Below are 17782 nucleotides of genomic sequence, written 5' to 3' on the forward strand. Positions count from 1 at the left end.
AGTCAATAATCACTTTCAAGCAAAGATGATGTCGGCCAAAAGCCAGCAACAAAGGATAAATAATTTTTCTTATTAATTACAAAATCACCCTCTTGCGTATCAGCAAGTTGGCTTTTCATATTCTCGTCACCATTCATCATTATGTCAGAAGGCAAAGAGAACTCTCGAACACAGTGACTCGCATTCAAAGTGGCAGACCACTCACATGAAGCAAAAGGCAAGACAACAGCCTCAGACATCCACTCAAGAATGACTGAAAAAGACATTTTATCAACTGAAGAACTAGACTCTTCAGAAAGAAGCCCTTCAGACATTACCCTATCAAAACATCGTCCATCATGAATAAAAAAAGGCATTGAACGAAGCTCATCATCTTCCATGCGCCCCACAGAAAAAGGGGCTTTATAAGGCAACAATGCCAATATCAAATCCGCTTCTATCCAAAACATCCTGCCATATACCTTTCCAAAATAATAACCATTCCTAGAAGGATGTGTAGATTTATTTTTTTCTGGCCATATACAGAATTGGAAAATCTCATTTTTGCCTAATAACCAAGGCTCTAACAAAGGCGCTCCGGCTTGAGTTAACCAAATATTCTTCACCCAAGCACCGCGAGCAGAAACAACAGAGCAAACAGCCTCCACCTCACGAACAAACAAATAAGGTAATGCAAAATACAGCTCCCCCTGCTTAACAACCAACACTTGATTGATAGTCTCTAACAACGGACAACACACAGTATATTGCGGAGAAAGCAAAGGCATATTTAACACAACTTCCGCCCTCACACCTGCTTTAGGCTCAAACCAAAAGGACTCCCTCTCAACAAAAAGATCCCCACTTTCAACCTCATATCGACCAAGACATTCTTGTTGATCAAAAACAAAGCGCCCAAACGAAGTATCAATTTCATATAAAAAATACGATAAGTAATCACGACCCAAACACTTTACATATGAAGTTTCAGTGCTTGCTTCTAATGTTCGACCAGAGATATAAACGTAGCCCCCGTGGCGAACAGGGAAATACGCTAACTGCTCGTCTTGCTCAAAAGTGGTCACATTATTAACACTTGGCACTAGCCGCCCAACCTGATCTACATGGTTAAGACTTAATGGAAAAAGGGAACTAAAGACCTGATAAAATAGTGTTTTAAACCTATCTTCAAATAAAGCTAACAGGCGGTATCGAGAATCACGAGACATGGTGACATTTTGAAAAAGAGGCAAAAAGCTCAATTCACACAAGACGCGCAATGGTTCTTTTTCATTAATAGAAAGCATTTGCCATTGAAGTGAAGGAAAGCGTCGTTTCAGCCAAGATAAAGACTGCACACTTATTAATATAAAACGACCATTTATACGAGAACCTTTCACCGAATCTAACTGAAAAGATACTCGCCCAGCACTCGAAAAAGCCTCTAAATAATCGTCCACTCTCAACACATTAGATTGAGTGGAGTCCAGTCGCGCTTCGTAATTTCGATACACTAACGAACTGTCTTTTTCATTAGCAATGGAAATAACAAGGGCCCAACAGGAGCGATCCACAGACAAAAGCTTATCTAACTGTTGCGAACGATCATTAGAAAACTGACCTGCCATGGCGACTTGACAAAGTGCATCAGCTGAAGATAAAAGCGCAGAACGGTAGTGACTAAAATAAGGAGAACCGGATAGTAAAAGCTCATCAACTGCCGCTGTAAAAGAGCTCAAACGTAGATAATAGAGACGATTAGTTATATTTGATAGAGAGGTTTCTTGCAGTGACAATAAAGCCGACTTAAGCTTTTCTAATCCACGACGAGGATGATAGACGTAATCATGCAAAGCCACTTCTATATTAGAAATAGGCAGAGACAAATCAATTAGTCCGTTATCCAATCTCGCCATACTTGATCCTAACAACAAGCCTGTTTGCTATACAAAAAAGCCCATAAAAAACTATCGCATATTGTCTAAAAAACGGCGCATGGCGAACTCATCGCTTTGACGTTGCTCTTGCTTAGCTTCAACGACCAATTCTGCTTTGTGGTTTTTTTCTTTTAGCCAATCCATGCTTTTGGTTTTCGAACGAGCTTGCAACCAGCGTCGCATACTCATGTCTGCCTGCTGCTCAGATCGCCCCACCGCAGCCTCTTGCTGAATAATCGCTTGCTGAACTCGATTCACAAAGTGCTGATAATTCGTTGTTAAATAAGCACTTAATCCAAGCAAATTACGCTCTGACTCATATTGCCCTGCATACTCTCGCAGCTCGTTCAGCTTTTGCTCATCGTACTGCACTTTGGCTTTGTCACGAGCCAACTGCTGTGCGGCCGTATCTTCTTTGCGTTTAGCAAGATCGACTAATATCTGCATTCGATGTGATTTTTTCATGCAAAGCCCATTCAGAAACTAGCTAAATAATAGACGCTTTTACCCGCAATCGTCTACTGCTCCTTCGTCATTGCAGTAACAAGGGCCTGTAAACTCTGATCAATACTAAAGCTTTCACCCAGCGACTGCTGAAGAAAGTTGCGAATTTCTGGCATTTGTATAATAGCTTGATCCAAGTCTGGGTCACTGCCCCTTGCGTAAGCTCCAACAGAAATAAGATCTTGATTTTGTTGGAACTTAGAGTAGAGCTGCTTCACTCGCATTGCTCCATACAAATGATCTTCACTGACTATATGCGGCATAGCTCGGGAGATGGATGCTTCAATATCAATAGCAGGATAATGACCTTCCTCAGCCAAACGCCGAGACAACACAATATGACCATCAAGAATCGCTCGCGACGCATCCGCAATAGGGTCCTGCTGATCATCCCCTTCCGTCAATACAGTATAGAAAGCCGTTACCGAGCCACTGCCATCACAACCATTGCCAGCCCGCTCTACCAACTGAGGAAGCTTAGAAAACACCGATGGCGGGTAGCCTTTTGTCGCCGGCGGCTCTCCAACAGACAATGCAATTTCCCGCTGAGCTTGAGCGTATCGCGTCAGAGAGTCCATCAACAATAATACGTTTTTCCCCTGATCCCGATAATACTCAGCGATACGCGTTGCCAACATAGCAGCACGCAAACGCATCAACGCAGAATCATCAGCAGGGGACGCGACGACGACAGAACGAGAAAGACCTTCCTCGCCCAATATTTGATCAATAAATTCTTTTACTTCTCGACCACGCTCACCGATCAAGCCAACAATGGTAATATCCGCTTCAGTATATTTTGTCATCATACCGAGCAACATACTCTTACCCACACCACTGCCTGCAAAAAGACCTAGACGCTGACCTTTACCAACAGTCAGCAAACTGTTTATTGCCTTAATACCAACATCTAAAGGCTCGCTAATGGGCTTTCGTTGTAGAGGGTTAATTACATTTCCGTGCAAAGTCACCGAGTCATTGGTTTTAATAGGCCCTTTTCCATCTAAAGGTTTCCCCAAACCATTTACTACACGACCAAGCAACTCATCACCAACTGGCATCTTACTGTCACCCAGTAGCGGACGAACACGCGCCCCTGGAGAAATTCCCTCAATCGCCTCGGTCGGCATGAGATAAGTTAAATCACCAGTAAAGCCCACCACTTCAGATTCTACCCAGCGATCCTTTCTAACTTGAACAGAGCAACGATCACCAAGAGCCACGACACAACCAACCGCCTCCATGGTCAAACCAACCATACGAGTCACCTTGCCTTCAATTTGAGGCGGTAACGAAGTAGAGGAAACATGACTTAGCTTATTTAGGCGTTCTACAAGAGTGGACACGAGCGTTAAACCTGCTCAGGAAGGGAGAGTTGACGGAGCTCATTACATACGGTTTCTAGTCGCTGCTCTACCCGCCCATCTATATGAAACGATTTTGAATCAATCACAAAACCACCATTAATAAGCGAATCATCTTCTTCCAACTGTATGGTTAAACGATCTTTGACGCCAAGTTCGTCCAAAATAACCACATCAGCAGGATTAAGCCGCAGTCTAACTCTTCCCTCGTATTCGCCAATTTCATCAAATACTCGAGTGAGCTGTTCTTTTAATACTTGATGTCCATCTTCAGTCATTTTCGAAAGACAAACATTTTCAATCATTCTGGTCATTGATTGATACAGAATATTTTCTGCCGCAACACGACTCTCCTCTAAAGGCGATGTCATTTCTTTTACAACATTCGCCAATAAAGTCTCAATTATCTCTAAATGAGCCTGTGCTTCCGCTCTTGCCTGAGCCAGGCCTTCTTCAAAGCCGATAGCTCGGCCTTCTTCGTGGCCTTTTTCAAAACCATCCACTTCACCTTTAGCAAAGCCGTCAGAATGACCTTTTTTGTGGCCTTCCTCTTCACCTTGAATAAAGCCTTCATCATAGGCTGCAGAGCGAATCTCTTCTAATTGCGAAGCCGTTAGCGGCTCATAAATTAAAGAGTCTTCATCTACTTCTTCCGTTGTTATAGCGTCATTTTTCTGTACGAGAATCGCAGGGCCCGAATTCGTTTTTGGCTTATTGTTTTCTAAATGAGGCAGTTCCCAGCGCTCATAAGCCGTTAGCTTCCCTTCTTCTTTTTCCTGCTTTTGATCGGACATACTCTAGTTAAACCATCTGCTCACCGCCGCCACCGAGAACAATCTCTCCGTTATCAGCAAGACGTCTGGCAACGGCCAGAATTTCTTTTTGCGCGACTTCTACTTCACTTACACGGACTGGACCTTTCGCCTCCAAATCATCTTTCAACATGTCTGCAGCACGAGATGACATATTCTTGAAGACTTTTTCTTGCATATCTGGGTCAGCGCCTTTCAGAGCAAGAATCAAGGTTTCAGACTCGACTTCACGCAAAATAACTTGAATACCACGATCGTCTACCTCCATAAGGTTGTCAAAGACAAACATCAAATCTTGGATAGTATTCGCCAAATCTTCATCTACATCACGAATAGACTCCATCAACTCCGACTCCACCGAGCTGTCGATAAAGTTCATAATATTGGCAGCCGTACGAATACCGCCAATAGTCGTTGATTGTGTGGAATTATTACCAGAAAACTGACGTTCAAGAATATTATTCAACTCTTGTAAAGCGGCAGGTTGAACTGTTTCTAGTGCGGCAACACGCAACACAATATCTAAACGTACCCGCTCATCAAAGTTAGCTAGAATGTCTGCCGCCTGGTCAGGGTCTAAGTAAGATATAACAATGGCTTGAATTTGAGGATGCTCGTAACGAATAACATCAGCAACAGCACGAGACTCCATCCACTTAAGCGTATCAAGCCCTGTCGTATTGCCACCAAGCAAGATGCGGTCAATTAAGCTACCCGCTTTTTCTTCACCAAGCGCTTCTCTTAACATGTTCCGAATGTAACCATCTGCACCAAGACCTAACCCTGTTTGGTCGCCAACTAACACCAAGAAATCATCTAATACTTTTTCTACTTGATGACGCTGAATGTTAGCCAATTGTGCCATTGTCTGACCAATTTTTTGAACCTCTTTCGGGCCCATATGTTTCAGTATTTGCGCGGCATCAGACTCACCAAGCGACATCAAAAGGACGGCAGCTTTTTGAACGGAACTTAATTCTGCACCTTGGCCTGCATCACTCATTTACTCTCCATTACCCACTGTTTAACGACTTGAGCAACACGCTCTGGCTCTTCTGCAATCAAACCGCGAATCGCATTTAATTGACGGTCAATTTTTTCAGGTGAACCAGGCACCAATATATCTTCAGCACTTACAAGAGACACTTGATCATCTGAGATCTCATCCGTTTCATCAGAAAATATTGCAGCTTCAGTGTCTTCTGTAACCGCAATTTTATTCTGATCACTAAGGGTTTTCAAAATTGGACGAACCACCACCAGCAACAGAATAAGAACAAATAAACCAACCAATGTTGGCTGTATTAAATTCAAGAACCACGTCTGCTGATAAAATGGCAATTCAATAACAGGCTCTTCAGGTTCAGGCAAAGCAAACGGTGAATTAATCACACTCACACTGTCTCCGCGAGTTGGATCGTAGCCAACAGCATCACGAACCAATAGAGTTAAACGCCCCAACTCATCATCACTCCAAGGAGTACGCACAATTGCGGACGTGTCTGGATTAAGGCTGACTAAATCATCAACAACGACAGCAACAGACAAGCGCCGCACCATACCTTGTTGACGCTTGGTATAACTAATGCTTCGATCAAGTTCAAAATTACGGGTTGTTTCTTCCCGTGATTGACCATTATTAGCCGCAGTATTTCCACCAATAGGAGCTCCGTTTTCATCTACTGCCTCTGGAATAGTTACAGCCCCAGGAGGTTGGTTTGTCAAGGCGCCAGGAATACCACTCGTATTCGCACCTGCACCTTTATTCTCTCGTAAAGTCTGCTCACTGCGCAAAGCCAACAAATCAGGGTTGTATTGTTCATTGGTTTTTTCAACGGCGGTAAAATCTACATCTGCGGAGACTTCCGCTTTAAATCGCCCCTGCCCAATAACAGGCCCGAGAATATTATTCACTCGCTGTAGCAATACATCTTCAACTTTACGAGCGTAGTCAAACTGTTTACCTGCGACTGACAACTCTGAGTCTGAGTCTTTTTCTGTAAGCAAAGTACCACGCTGATCAACCACGGTGACATCTTTATCACTCAACTGAGATATACTAGAAGCGACTAAATTAACAATCGCCTCTACCTGACTCTTATCAAGACGTCTCCCTGGGTAAAGCTCCAAAAAAACAGAGGCAGAAGGCTTTCGCGTATCACGAACAAAAACAGACTCTTTTGGTATAGCCAAGTGCACCCTTGCGCTTTTAATACTTTGCAGACTAGTAATAGTTCGGCTCAGCTCACCCTCAAGCCCCCTTCTATAGCGAGTCGTTTCAACAAATTGAGAGGTGCCAAGACCTTGCTCTTGATCCATTATCTCCATACCAACAATATTGTCGGAAACAATGCCAGAGCCAGCTAATTTAAGACGAGCTTGATGATAAAAATCGGATTCGACAAGTAAGGCACCTGTATTTTCATCTAATTTAAAAGGGATATTATTAACACTGAGGATTTCGACTATTTGATCCGCGTTGTAATCCGTAATACTGCTTAATACAGGCTTATAATCGGGACCATTCGTCCATAACACAGCCGACAAACCAATTGCGATGGATGCCGCCAAACCGACCATTAACGCAAGCTGACGAATTACCGTCAGCTTATTAAAGCCGGTAACTAACTCGAGATAGAGCTTTTGCTCCGATTGTTCTGCAGGGACATTATCCATTAAAAAGCGCCAAGCGGTTTATTATGCCTAAATAGGCATATTCATGATTTTTTCATACGCGTCTACAAGTTTATTACGCACCTGAGTCATTGCTTCGAATGACACACTCGATTTTTGTAGACCAATCATAACTTGAGGCAAATCCACCCCTTCGTCACCGCGTTCATAAGATTGGGCTAATTGTGTAGATTCCTTCTGCAAAGCATTTACATTATTAACTGCGTTTTTCAACATTTCTGCAAAATCAGCACGCTCTACAGCCTGGGCCCCTTCATTTTCACCACCCACCTTGGCAACATTAGACACAGGAGAGCTGGGCGCCTGAACCTGCGACCGCATGTCCCTCATTTGGGACAACACCTGATTAATGTCTGGTCGACCAGAAATCATGTTATTCACCTAAAAAATCACATTTGTACGATTCGAAATATCGCTAATACACAGCTTAGCATAAAGCTAATTAAAACAAGATACAAAAATCAATCAACGTCTATGCCACTTTCTCGCATTTTAGCGATTTTATAGCGTAAAGTTCTAGGACTGATACCCAATTTATCTGCAACAACTTTACGTTTGCCGTTTGCATCGACCAATGCTTGCGCAATGATACGAAATTCATGCTGCTGAACCCCCTTACCTAATATTGAAGCTGCACTGTCTTCATCAGCGACGGTTTCAACAACGACAGGCGCCAAACTCATCATATCAAACGCGATATGATCCTCGTTAATCTGCGCATTTGGACTTAGAATCAAAGCTCGCTGAATAACATTATCAAGTTCACGGACATTACCTGGCCAAGGGTGCGATTCCAATTTACTTTGCGCAGATGGTTTTAACACTGCACCAGTAATCCGCATTTTTGCAGCGTGTTTTGCAAGCAAACTCTGTGCAACAGGCAAAATATCACCCTTTCTCTCACGGATAGGCAACCAACGCAGTGGAAAAACATTCAGGCGATAATACAAATCTTCCCTAAAGCCGCCATCGCGAACATAGTCAGCAAGATCGCGGTTAGTTGTTGCTATAATTCGCACATCCAAAGGAATGGACTTTTTGCCACCAAGACGCTCCACCTCTTGTTCTTGCAGAACCCTCAACAGTTTGGCCTGCAAGCCAACATCCATTTCAGTAATCTCATCAAGCAACAAAGTTCCACCATTAGCCTGCTCGAACTTACCCGCCTGAGAAGACACGGCGCCAGTGTAAGCCCCTTTTTCATAGCCAAAAAGAATGGCTTCAAGCATATTTTCAGGAATCGCCGCACAGTTAATGGCAACAAAAGGCGCATGAGGTCGACTGGAGTTCTGATGAATAAAGTGAGCAAGCACTTCTTTACCTGTACCACTTTCACCACAAATTAAGACGGTTGAATCCGTAACAGCAACACGTTTTGCCAGCTCCAATAAAGCAATACTGGATGGGTCTTTTGCGATAGGCTGAGGGTTGGCAGATGGTGCCTCTTTTATCGTGTATTTTGCTATGGCGTTGAGAAGCTCTTCTTCTTGAAAAGGCTTCAATAAATAATCAACAGCACCATCACGCATTGCTTCTACGGCATGAGCAATATCACCGTAAGCCGTCATCAGCATAATAGGCAGTTCTGGATATGTATCAATAACATGGTGCAATAAGCCATAGCCATCCATACCAGGCAGATTCACATCAGATACCACCATGTCAAATAAGCTATGTTTCAATGCGACCACAGCCTCTTCAGCGCTATATACTATTTTGCACTGGTAACTTGCTAACATCAGCGTATCTTCTAACGCCTCAGCCAGCCCTTTGTCGTCTTCTACAATTAATAACTTAACTTCAGACATGTCATACCCTTACAAGAGGAAGCGTCAAACTGGCAGTCGTACCAGCCCCCTCTATACTGTCTATTTCAAATTGCCCGTGATGAGCTCTTGCAATGGCCTTAACAACCATTAAACCCAACCCAGTTCCATGTTGTTTTGTTGTTACAAAGCCTTCTTGGACATGCTCTAAATGTGCTTTAGACATACCCACGCCACGATCTTTAACGGTCAGTGTCACATAGCCATCATTATTGCGCCAATTAAGCTGGACCGTCTCACCTTCTGATTGTGCATCCACTGCATTATTCAAAAGGTTTAATAAAGCTCCTAATAATGTTTCTTTGTTACATTGAATACAATCTGTCGTTAAAAAAGAGGGACCTGACGCTTCAAGTTGCATATTTTTTTGACTGCAAATCTCTTCACTATGAGCCGTTAACTCCTTGAGAAAAGCCACAACGCTCACCGTTTCATCCAGCTTTATTTCGCTACGAGAAAAAATCAACATATCCCGAATTTGCTTTTCAATATTAGCCAGTCGATCCACCAGCTTATTTGCAAACGTTTGGCGCATAACGGGTGCCAAATCTGGTTTTTGCAAATGGCCTGCATACAGTGTCGCGGATGATAGAGGCGTTCTAATTTGATGAGCTAACGCAGCAACCATTTTCCCCATATTAGACAACCGCTCATGATGATTCAGCTTTTTCTGTAGCAAATACGCTTCCGTCAAATCCACAAGAATAACCAACTGCCCAGGCACATTCCCAAGAGAAGCTGTCTCTACTCGTACGCGACGACCACTAACCATACTAACATCATGGCCATCATCCTCTTGCGGACGAAAGCTCAACGGGACGATTGCTCCCCACGACTGGCCAACTAATGGCAAATTAAATAAGCGATCTGCAACAGGGTTAGCCATTACAACCACACCTTCTTCATTTAATAATAAAACACCAACAGGCATAGATTCAAAAAGCTGCTGAAACTGTAAAACCAAGACACGATTTTTGTCCTGCTCTTGGCGCTTATCCTGTTCAGATTTTTCTAGTTGCTCATATAATCGAACCACTTCTTGCTGAAGATCCACATAGGACTTTGCCAATACATCAGAAGATTCGGAAAACGCTTTAAACGCGGTTTTTAGCTCCGCTATTTCTTCATCTTTTGTCACTAAAACTCCGATTTATCAATATTATAGCGACGCATTTTTTCAATAAGCGTAGTACGTTGTATTTGTAGGTTTTGTGCCGCTTTAGACACGACTCCTTGAGTAGATACCAAAGCTTGACGAATAAGAAGAGCCTCTAGATGGCGAACATGTAAATTGAGATTCACACCAGAAGCCTGAGGAAAAGAGTGTAATTGCTTAATTTCTTTCAACACAGATGAGAGCATTTGAGAGCGCCAAGGGAGAGGGCAAAACCAAACATTATAATCTCCCACCACATCCATTGACTCGCAAAGCGAGATAACAGGAATCATCTCGTCCAATTCAAAGGATCTTACAGACCGACCAAGCACCACAAAATCAGGCATAGGAAAGGCCGTCAACGATGTGCCATGCTCAATACCAATAAAGGTCAAAATGCTGGAAACACTCGAAATTTCTTCGTCATCTAGACCGCATAACCAAGCTTTCACACCATCACCTCAACCTTAAAAATAAGCAGCTCTTATCTGGACTCTATTATAATGCGTAGTTACCGCCTACTTTCAAGCATTTACATTGTTTTTCATCGCATAAAACTCATGGAGACCTTTGCACAAAGTCGCAAGCGAAGCTAAGACGAGGCAAAAATAGACGAGAAAGCGGAGTTTATGGGCTATAAATAAGCATTTCGAGTCTATTTTTAACAAAGTATTGGCAAGCACAGCAGTTGTGCAAAGGTCTCCTATAGTGCTAGCAACAACTCATCAAAAACTTGCTGCGAATCAACCTCGTTTTCACACCAAGGCAACACGCCTAGCAATGGTGCAGACAGCATACTAGCAAGGCTTGCAAGATTTTCTTCATAACAGGGCATAACTTCAACACCAGTATTGGCAACCCAACCAGCAACCGTCAAGCCATCGCGAGCAATCGCTTCAGCCGTTAATATCGCATGATTTAAACAACCTAGCTTCATGTTAACAACCATAATAACTGGAAAGCCTAGTGATTTCGCCAACCCAGATAAAAGCTCCCTGTCATTCAGAGGTACTCGCCAACCACCAGCCCCTTCCACTAACGCAATATCATGGGGAGTAAGTAATGTCCCTTTTATAAACCCTTCTAACCGAGAAATCGTTACCAAACGCTCCTCTTTCATCGCGGCAATATGAGGTGCAATTGCTTCTTCTAAAACAACCGGATTCACTTGCTCATAAGCTAATTTAACACTGCTTGCCTGCTGAATAAGTAAAGCATCATCATTGCGTAAGTTACCATCAATGCGATCTGCTCCCGCCGCAATCGGTTTAAGTCCAATTGACCTCAATCCTGCGCGTTTGGCAGCATTCAATAACCCCACAGTGACATAGGTTTTACCGGCATCGGTATCAATACCTGTTACAAAAAAACGTTTTTTCACCCATTACTCCTGAATACTGAAAGGTCGTTGAGCCACAACAAATGAAACCTGATAGCTTAACGGAATACCCAACTCATTCCGCTGCTTTTCATACTCATGTAAGAAGGCTTTCCACTTACTTGGTGACATTGGCTTTTCGCCATCAGAGGCAATCAGACTCGCCCCTACTTTTTTCAATGAATAAATAGCGCTTTCTGGCGTATCGAACCACATAGGGATATCAGATAACAAAGAGGAAGAAAGGTTCAAGCCAGACTCTCTAATACAACCCCAAAGTGTCTCTGGTGCCATATACTCATGCACATGTTGTTCATTATCTAGGTCAAGCCAAGCTTGGCTAATCTCTGGCATAGAACCTTGCGATAGGGTCGAGAAAACCACATAACCACCTGGCTTGGTGACACGATAAAGCTCTTTAAATAAATCTAAAGGATTAAGACACCACTGAATTGCAAGGCTTGAGAAAACCAAATCACACTGCTTATCCCGAAGAGGCAATCTTTCAGCATCGGCGCAAACATAATAGGTATTGGGCAAAAAAGAATAACGCTCACATGCCACCGCTAGCATCTGCGGAGACAAATCAAGCGCAATGTTACAAGTGGTATTGAGTTGTTCAGATAAAGCCCCTAATGCTTGCCCTGTTCCCGTCCCAAGATCTAGTACGACATCAGCCTGATCTAAAGGCAGCATCGCCAACAAACGATCTAAGACAATTTTCTGGAAGTTAGCATAAGAATCATAGGTTCGAGAAGCTCGATCAAAGCGCTTAGCAAGCTGTCGTTTATAGCTAAGCGCGGATATATCAGGAGTTATTAGCATCGATAAAGTTTTCTATATGGCGCACACAAGCCTCTTCATCTTCAAAAAAAGGCTGATGCGCACAATTTGACAGTACAACACATTGCTGCAAAGGATTTACATCAGTTTGTTGCTCTAATGATTTACTAGAAACCAACGCATCCTTGCCGCCCAATATATGTAAATTAGGAAGATCCAAAAGCGACCATTCGCGACGCACATCCAGAGAACGAAGCAATCTTAACCCACCAATCAGAGCCGGACGACTCAAGGTTTTGACTGGTAAAAAAGCTTGTAACTGTTTAGCCAAAGCTCGTTCATTGCCCGTGCCCTTAGTCTGTAACATGACAAAGCGCTTAAGCCCCTCTTCTGGCGACTGCTCAACCAAGTTAGCAAAGGCATCAAAATCTTCAACAGACATTGCTTCCTCCCAGTCTTCACGTTTAATAAAACTTGGTGAAGATGACAAGGTAATCAAGCCAAGCACACAACTAGAGCGACGAGCCGCCACGTAAGCCGACACCATGCCACCCAACGACCAACCAATCCACCAAGCTTCTTTTGGTGCAACTTCAATAAGCTGTTCTGACAAGGCTGCAATATCGTAATTAGGCCCAATACGGGAGCGAGAGATCCATTGCTCATCAAGAGAGACGCTAGGTAAGTTCGCCATCACAACATAAAAACGCTGACTAAGGCGCAAAGCAAAAGAACGCATCACTTCTTTTGGCATCGCCCAACCAGAGACCATAAAAATCGCTTGATTAGACAAGTTCCCAAAAGCTTCTGTTTCAATACGTGCTCGCATGCTGCCCCTCTATTACATTGGATTTAAACGTTTTGCGCTTAAAAGTTCTGCTGTTAAAACTTTTTCGAGTGAGTCGCATAATAACATTAAATCTTCATCAGAGTGGGCGGCACTTAAGGTAATTCTTAAACGAGCGCTGCCTACCGGTACAGTAGGTGGGCGAATCGCAGTACACCAGATTCCAAGCGTTTTTAATTGCTCGCTAATGGCAATCGCAGTCTTGCTATCACCAATCACAATCGGCTGGATCGCGGTATTTGAGGGCATTAGCTCAACAGGCAATGACTGCACCCTTTGACGGAAGTAGCTAATATGTCGAGCCAATTTTTCACGCCTTTCCTGACCTTCTACCGACTGAATAAGCTGCAACGAAGCCAAAGTGGCGCCAGCAACGGCCGGTGACATTGCAGTGGTATAAACATAAGGACGTGCAAACTGCGTAAGATAATCTGCATAGTCATGGGAGGTCGCAACAAAAGCACCCGCGGTGCCAAATGCCTTACCAAATGTACCCACTAAGATAGGCAAGCTCGCAGAATCTAGCCCTTCCAAAGACAAGCAGCCCCTGCCATTCTCACCCAGACATCCCAATCCATGAGCATCATCGACCATGAACATCCAATCATGCTGATTAGCCAATTGGGACAACTCAGCCAAGGGGGCAATATCTCCATCCATACTGAAAACACCATCGGTAATCAACAACCCTGCCGCCGAAGACTTAGTAAGCAATTTCTGAGCACTCACTACATCGCCATGCAAATAACGGCGTAAAGGCGCTTGTGCTAACAGAGCACCATCAATCAAAGAGGCATGATTCAGTTTATCCTGCACAACAGGGCGTTTTTTATCTGCAAGTGCAGAAATCACACCAAGGTTCGCCATATAACCTGTACTAAATAGCATCACTCGCTCGTAGCCTAGCCAGTCAGCTAAGGCTTCTTCAAGCGCTTGATGGGGGGCTAAATGCCCACACACCAAATGAGACGAGCCACCACCCACCCCATAGGTGTCAGCCGTATCATTCATCGCTTTGATCAGCGAGGGATGATTAGCCAACCCCAGGTAATCGTTCGAGCAAAACGCGGTGTAATCTTGCGAAGCTATTTGAGTATGTGGAACTTGCGGGCTTTCCAATGTAATTGTGTGGCGCATTAAGTTCTGTTGGTGGCGCTCTTCAAGCGCCGCCAATACCCAATCCGGCGTTTTAGACGCTGGCTTCATAAAACAACTTAGACTCTTCTTGTTTAACCGCCTGCGCTGCAATGGCTTCAGCCACAGCCTCATCTGAATGCTCTTCACGTTTTTCAGGGTTAATACCCAAATTAGCAAACAACGCCATGTCTTTATCGGCTTCAGGGTTACCCGTAGTCAGCAGTTTTTCACCATAGAAAATAGAGTTAGCGCCCGCCATGAAACACAAGGCTTGCGTTTGCTCATTCATGCCTTGGCGGCCAGCAGATAAACGAACATGAGACTTAGGCATTAAGATACGCGCCACAGCAATAGTGCGAATAAATTCAAAAGTATCCAGGTCCTCAACGTTTTCTAGCGGTGTCCCCTCTACTTTCACCAACATATTAATCGGCACACTTTCTGGGTGAGGCGTCATTAGAGACAATTGACGCAGCAAACCTACGCGGTCTTTTTGCTCTTCCCCCATACCCATAATGCCACCACAGCAAAGTTTAATACCGGAGTCACGCACGCGAGAAAGCGTATCTAAACGATCCTGATAAGTTCGAGTCGTAATGATGCTGTCGTAAAACTCCGCAGAGGTGTCTAGGTTGTGGTTGTAATAATCCAGCCCAACATCAGACAATCGCTGCGCTTGCTCATCGTTTAGCGTCCCAAGCGTGACACAAGACTCTAACCCTAACGACTTAACACCTTTGATCATTTCTAGAACGTAGGGAAAATCTTTCTCGGAAGGATGCTTCCACGCTGCGCCCATGCAAAAACGGCTAGCGCCTTTTTCTTTTGCCAAGGCCGCTTCTTCCAGCACCTTCTGAACTTCCATTAATTTTTCTTTTTCTAGCTCTGTATTGTAATGACCACTCTGTGGGCAGTATTTACAGTCTTCTGGGCAAGCACCAGTTTTGATCGATAAAAGCGTACTTACTTGCACTTCATTTGGTGCAAAGTTCTCTCTATGGACTGTCTGAGCACGAAACATCAAATCCATAAAAGGCAAATCAAACAGGGCTTTTATTTCCGCATGAGTCCAGTCAAAGCGCGGTGCGCTCAAGGTATTAGCAGACGATATATTCGCTACAGACGCATTTGTAGACGCACTTAAAGACATAGTATCCTCGATCCAGAAAAAAATAATGGAGTAATACTAATGGACTGGAAAAAACTGTCAACCACAAAAATAACGCAGGTTTACAAGAGTATATTTTTAAACCAGTGCTATATCTGCAATGCAAAAGCACAAAGCACGCTCTGCAATTCCTGCAATGAAGGCCTTCCAGCCAATCTAAACCATTGCCAGCACTGCAAACGCCCAACCCACAGTGCAGATATTTTATGCGGAAACTGCCAAACCAGCCGACCCGCTTATCACATATGCGTCGCTCCTTATCGATTCGAAGGCATTATTAAAACACTCATTCACAGCATTAAATTCAATCAAGGCATTCATTACATACGACCACTCACTCACCTATTGAGCGAGCACCTCATTGAGTCCTATTCAACTGATCACTGGCCAGAGCAATTACTCTATGTACCTAGCCACCCAAGCAGAATTAAGGAACGCGGATTTTGTCAAACAAAAGCCATGACCACCCAACTCACCAAAGATCTCAAAGAACGTCTGGATAAAAACCCCCCTACTGTTCCTAAAAAAAATCCTCTCAAAAAAATTAAAAACACGCTAGCTCAACACTCATTAAGCCGAAAAGAACGACTCAAAAGCCCCCAAAGCAGCTATCAACTTGATGGCACTATCGCCAAACATGTCGCGATTTTTGACGATGTCATGACCACAGGAAGCACTATAGAAAATTGCACCAAACTGTTATTAAAAGCAGGGGCAGAACGAGTGGATGTTTGGGTTATCGCCCGAACGCCGGACAAAGAAAATTAATAATAGAAAAAGATATCAGCCTAGCCACAGAAGACACCTTTGTTTACTATGCCCTCAACAAAGCAATGGTGACGTTATGAAAACAGATCAAGAATACCTAGATTTAGACAAACAACTTCTGTGGCATCCATACACATCAATGAGCAATCCCAGCCCGCATTTCCTTGTCGAAAAAGCATCAGGCTGTAACATCACCCTCAGCGACGGACGCACTCTCATCGATGGCATGTCTTCTTGGTGGAGCGTTATTCATGGCTACAATCACCCAACCATTAATACCGCAATTCAAGAGCAACTATCGCAATTCTCTCATGTCATGTTTGGCGGCCTAACCCACAAACCAGCCATTGAACTCGCTCAAAAATTGATCGCTATCACTCCTACTGAGTTACAACGTGTTTTCTTTTCTGATTCTGGCTCGGTATCCGTTGAAGTCGCTCTAAAAATGGCAATCCAATACTGGAACACCCAAGGAAAACCTGACAAACAGTTTTTCGTCACACCAAAAAGCGGTTACCACGGCGACACATTCGCAGCTATGTCAGTATGTGACCCAGAAAACGGCATGCACAATTTATTCACTGACGCGCTAACAAAACAATTCTTCATATCACCACCACCAACTGGCTTGAACGAACCAATCAAAATCGAATATCTAAACGAAATTCGTAACATGTTTGATGAAAACCATGAACGTATAGCAGGTTTTATTATCGAGCCCGTTGTGCAAAATGCTGGCGGAATGCGCTTTTATAATCCAGAGTATTTGAATCAGATTCGCGTACTCTGCGATGAGTTCGACATATTGTTAATTTTCGATGAAATCGCTACAGGTTTTGGTCGAACGGGCAGGTTGTTCGCCACAGATCACACCAACATCTGTCCAGATATCATGTGCGTAGGCAAAGCATTAACAGGCGGCTACATGACACTGGCAGCCACACTAACCAATGACAAAGTTGCATTGGGAATCAGCGACAATGGCGGCGTATTCATGCACGGGCCAACCTTCATGGGAAACCCTCTTGCCTGCTCCGCAGCCAATGCGAGCCTCACTCTATTAAGCGAATATAATATTCCAAAAAAAATCACTCAACTAGAAACCTGGATGAAAGAAGCCCTAGGGCCATGTGAACAACTTGAACAAGTAAAAGAAATCCGCTGCCTGGGTGGCATTGGCGTTGTCGAGTTAAAAAATCCGGTCAACTTACACGAAATACAGCCAAAATTCGTTGAGCTAGGCGTATGGATACGACCTTTCGGCAAGCTCATTTACTTAATGCCACCTTACGTAATCAGTAAAGAGCAAATTAATTTTCTTGGTAAAGCCATTTATCACGTCGCTAGCGAACTCCCTCACTAAACCAAAATAAATAAATGGCTCATACAAAAAAGGCTTTTGATAAATAACTATCAAAGGCCTTTAAAA

At 43.7% G+C, this 17782-nt stretch carries 17 protein-coding genes; 2 read left to right on the top strand and 15 right to left on the bottom strand.

All coding sequences use genetic code 11. The features are described from left to right. Window positions 1-2 precede the first annotated feature (2 nt). From KDW99_RS15625 to bioB, 15 genes are all read right to left on the bottom strand, one after another. On the bottom strand, window positions 3-1895 hold the full coding sequence (locus tag KDW99_RS15625; RefSeq protein WP_255826026.1) for a hypothetical protein: 1893 nt from the start codon (window positions 1893-1895) through the stop codon (window positions 3-5). A gap of 51 nt (window positions 1896-1946) precedes the next feature. Beyond that, window positions 1947-2381: a flagellar export protein FliJ gene (fliJ, locus tag KDW99_RS15630; RefSeq protein WP_255826027.1), complete on the bottom strand. Its 435-nt coding sequence runs from the start codon at window positions 2379-2381 to the stop codon at window positions 1947-1949. Window positions 2382-2434: 53 nt separating this feature from the next. Continuing rightward, window positions 2435-3766 (bottom strand): flagellar protein export ATPase FliI, encoded by a 1332-nt coding sequence (fliI, locus tag KDW99_RS15635; protein ID WP_255826028.1) that lies wholly within the window; start codon window positions 3764-3766, stop codon window positions 2435-2437. Window positions 3767-3771: 5 nt separating this feature from the next. Next, window positions 3772-4578 carry a FliH/SctL family protein gene (locus KDW99_RS15640; RefSeq protein ID WP_255826029.1) on the bottom strand — a complete coding sequence of 269 codons (807 nt, stop codon included), beginning with the start codon at window positions 4576-4578 and terminating at the stop codon, window positions 3772-3774. A gap of 7 nt (window positions 4579-4585) precedes the next feature. Continuing rightward, window positions 4586-5599 carry a flagellar motor switch protein FliG gene (gene fliG / locus KDW99_RS15645; protein WP_255826030.1) on the bottom strand — a complete coding sequence of 338 codons (1014 nt, stop codon included), beginning with the start codon at window positions 5597-5599 and terminating at the stop codon, window positions 4586-4588. Beyond that, the gene (gene fliF, locus KDW99_RS15650; RefSeq protein WP_255826031.1) at window positions 5596-7272 is read right to left on the bottom strand and encodes a flagellar basal-body MS-ring/collar protein FliF; all 1677 of its coding nucleotides are present in this window, start codon (window positions 7270-7272) and stop codon (window positions 5596-5598) included. The genes fliG and fliF overlap by 4 nt, the downstream gene beginning before the upstream one ends. A 27-nt stretch (window positions 7273-7299) precedes the next feature. Next, window positions 7300-7662, bottom strand: coding sequence for a flagellar hook-basal body complex protein FliE (gene fliE / locus KDW99_RS15655; RefSeq protein ID WP_255826032.1), 363 nt, complete (start codon window positions 7660-7662; stop codon window positions 7300-7302). Between the two features lie 89 nt (window positions 7663-7751). Continuing rightward, window positions 7752-9098 (bottom strand): sigma-54-dependent transcriptional regulator, encoded by a 1347-nt coding sequence (locus KDW99_RS15660; RefSeq protein WP_255826033.1) that lies wholly within the window; start codon window positions 9096-9098, stop codon window positions 7752-7754. A gap of 1 nt (window position 9099) precedes the next feature. After that, window positions 9100-10254 carry a sensor histidine kinase gene (locus KDW99_RS15665; RefSeq protein WP_255826034.1) on the bottom strand — a complete coding sequence of 385 codons (1155 nt, stop codon included), beginning with the start codon at window positions 10252-10254 and terminating at the stop codon, window positions 9100-9102. After that, entirely contained in the window at window positions 10254-10724 is a 471-nt protein-coding gene (locus tag KDW99_RS15670; protein ID WP_255826035.1) for a helix-turn-helix domain-containing protein, read from the bottom strand. The genes KDW99_RS15665 and KDW99_RS15670 overlap by 1 nt, the downstream gene beginning before the upstream one ends. A gap of 251 nt (window positions 10725-10975) precedes the next feature. Continuing rightward, window positions 10976-11653 carry a dethiobiotin synthase gene (bioD, locus tag KDW99_RS15675; RefSeq protein WP_255826036.1) on the bottom strand — a complete coding sequence of 226 codons (678 nt, stop codon included), beginning with the start codon at window positions 11651-11653 and terminating at the stop codon, window positions 10976-10978. A gap of 3 nt (window positions 11654-11656) precedes the next feature. Further along, complete coding sequence (gene bioC / locus KDW99_RS15680) at window positions 11657-12475, bottom strand: malonyl-ACP O-methyltransferase BioC (protein WP_255826037.1); 819 nt, start codon at window positions 12473-12475, stop codon at window positions 11657-11659. Next, window positions 12459-13262 carry an alpha/beta fold hydrolase gene (locus tag KDW99_RS15685; protein WP_255826038.1) on the bottom strand — a complete coding sequence of 268 codons (804 nt, stop codon included), beginning with the start codon at window positions 13260-13262 and terminating at the stop codon, window positions 12459-12461. Before KDW99_RS15685 ends, bioC begins: the two co-directional genes overlap by 17 nt. Before the next feature lie 12 nt (window positions 13263-13274). Continuing rightward, a complete protein-coding gene (gene bioF, locus KDW99_RS15690; protein ID WP_255826039.1) occupies window positions 13275-14486 on the bottom strand; it encodes an 8-amino-7-oxononanoate synthase in 1212 nt (403 codons plus the stop codon). Further along, the gene (gene bioB / locus KDW99_RS15695; RefSeq protein WP_255826040.1) at window positions 14470-15567 is read right to left on the bottom strand and encodes a biotin synthase BioB; all 1098 of its coding nucleotides are present in this window, start codon (window positions 15565-15567) and stop codon (window positions 14470-14472) included. Before bioB ends, bioF begins: the two co-directional genes overlap by 17 nt. Before the next feature lie 39 nt (window positions 15568-15606). On the opposite strand from bioB, the gene KDW99_RS15700 reads away from it, so the two are divergent. Both KDW99_RS15700 and bioA read left to right on the top strand, forming a co-directional pair. Beyond that, the gene (locus tag KDW99_RS15700; protein ID WP_255826041.1) at window positions 15607-16353 is read left to right on the top strand and encodes a ComF family protein; all 747 of its coding nucleotides are present in this window, start codon (window positions 15607-15609) and stop codon (window positions 16351-16353) included. Between the two features lie 76 nt (window positions 16354-16429). Next, the gene (gene bioA / locus KDW99_RS15705; protein ID WP_255826042.1) at window positions 16430-17716 is read left to right on the top strand and encodes an adenosylmethionine--8-amino-7-oxononanoate transaminase; all 1287 of its coding nucleotides are present in this window, start codon (window positions 16430-16432) and stop codon (window positions 17714-17716) included. The last annotated feature ends 66 nt before the right edge of the window (window positions 17717-17782 follow it).

The organism is Marinomonas rhizomae (assembly GCF_024397855.1).
Classification (GTDB): Bacteria; Pseudomonadota; Gammaproteobacteria; order Pseudomonadales; family Marinomonadaceae; genus Marinomonas; species Marinomonas rhizomae_A.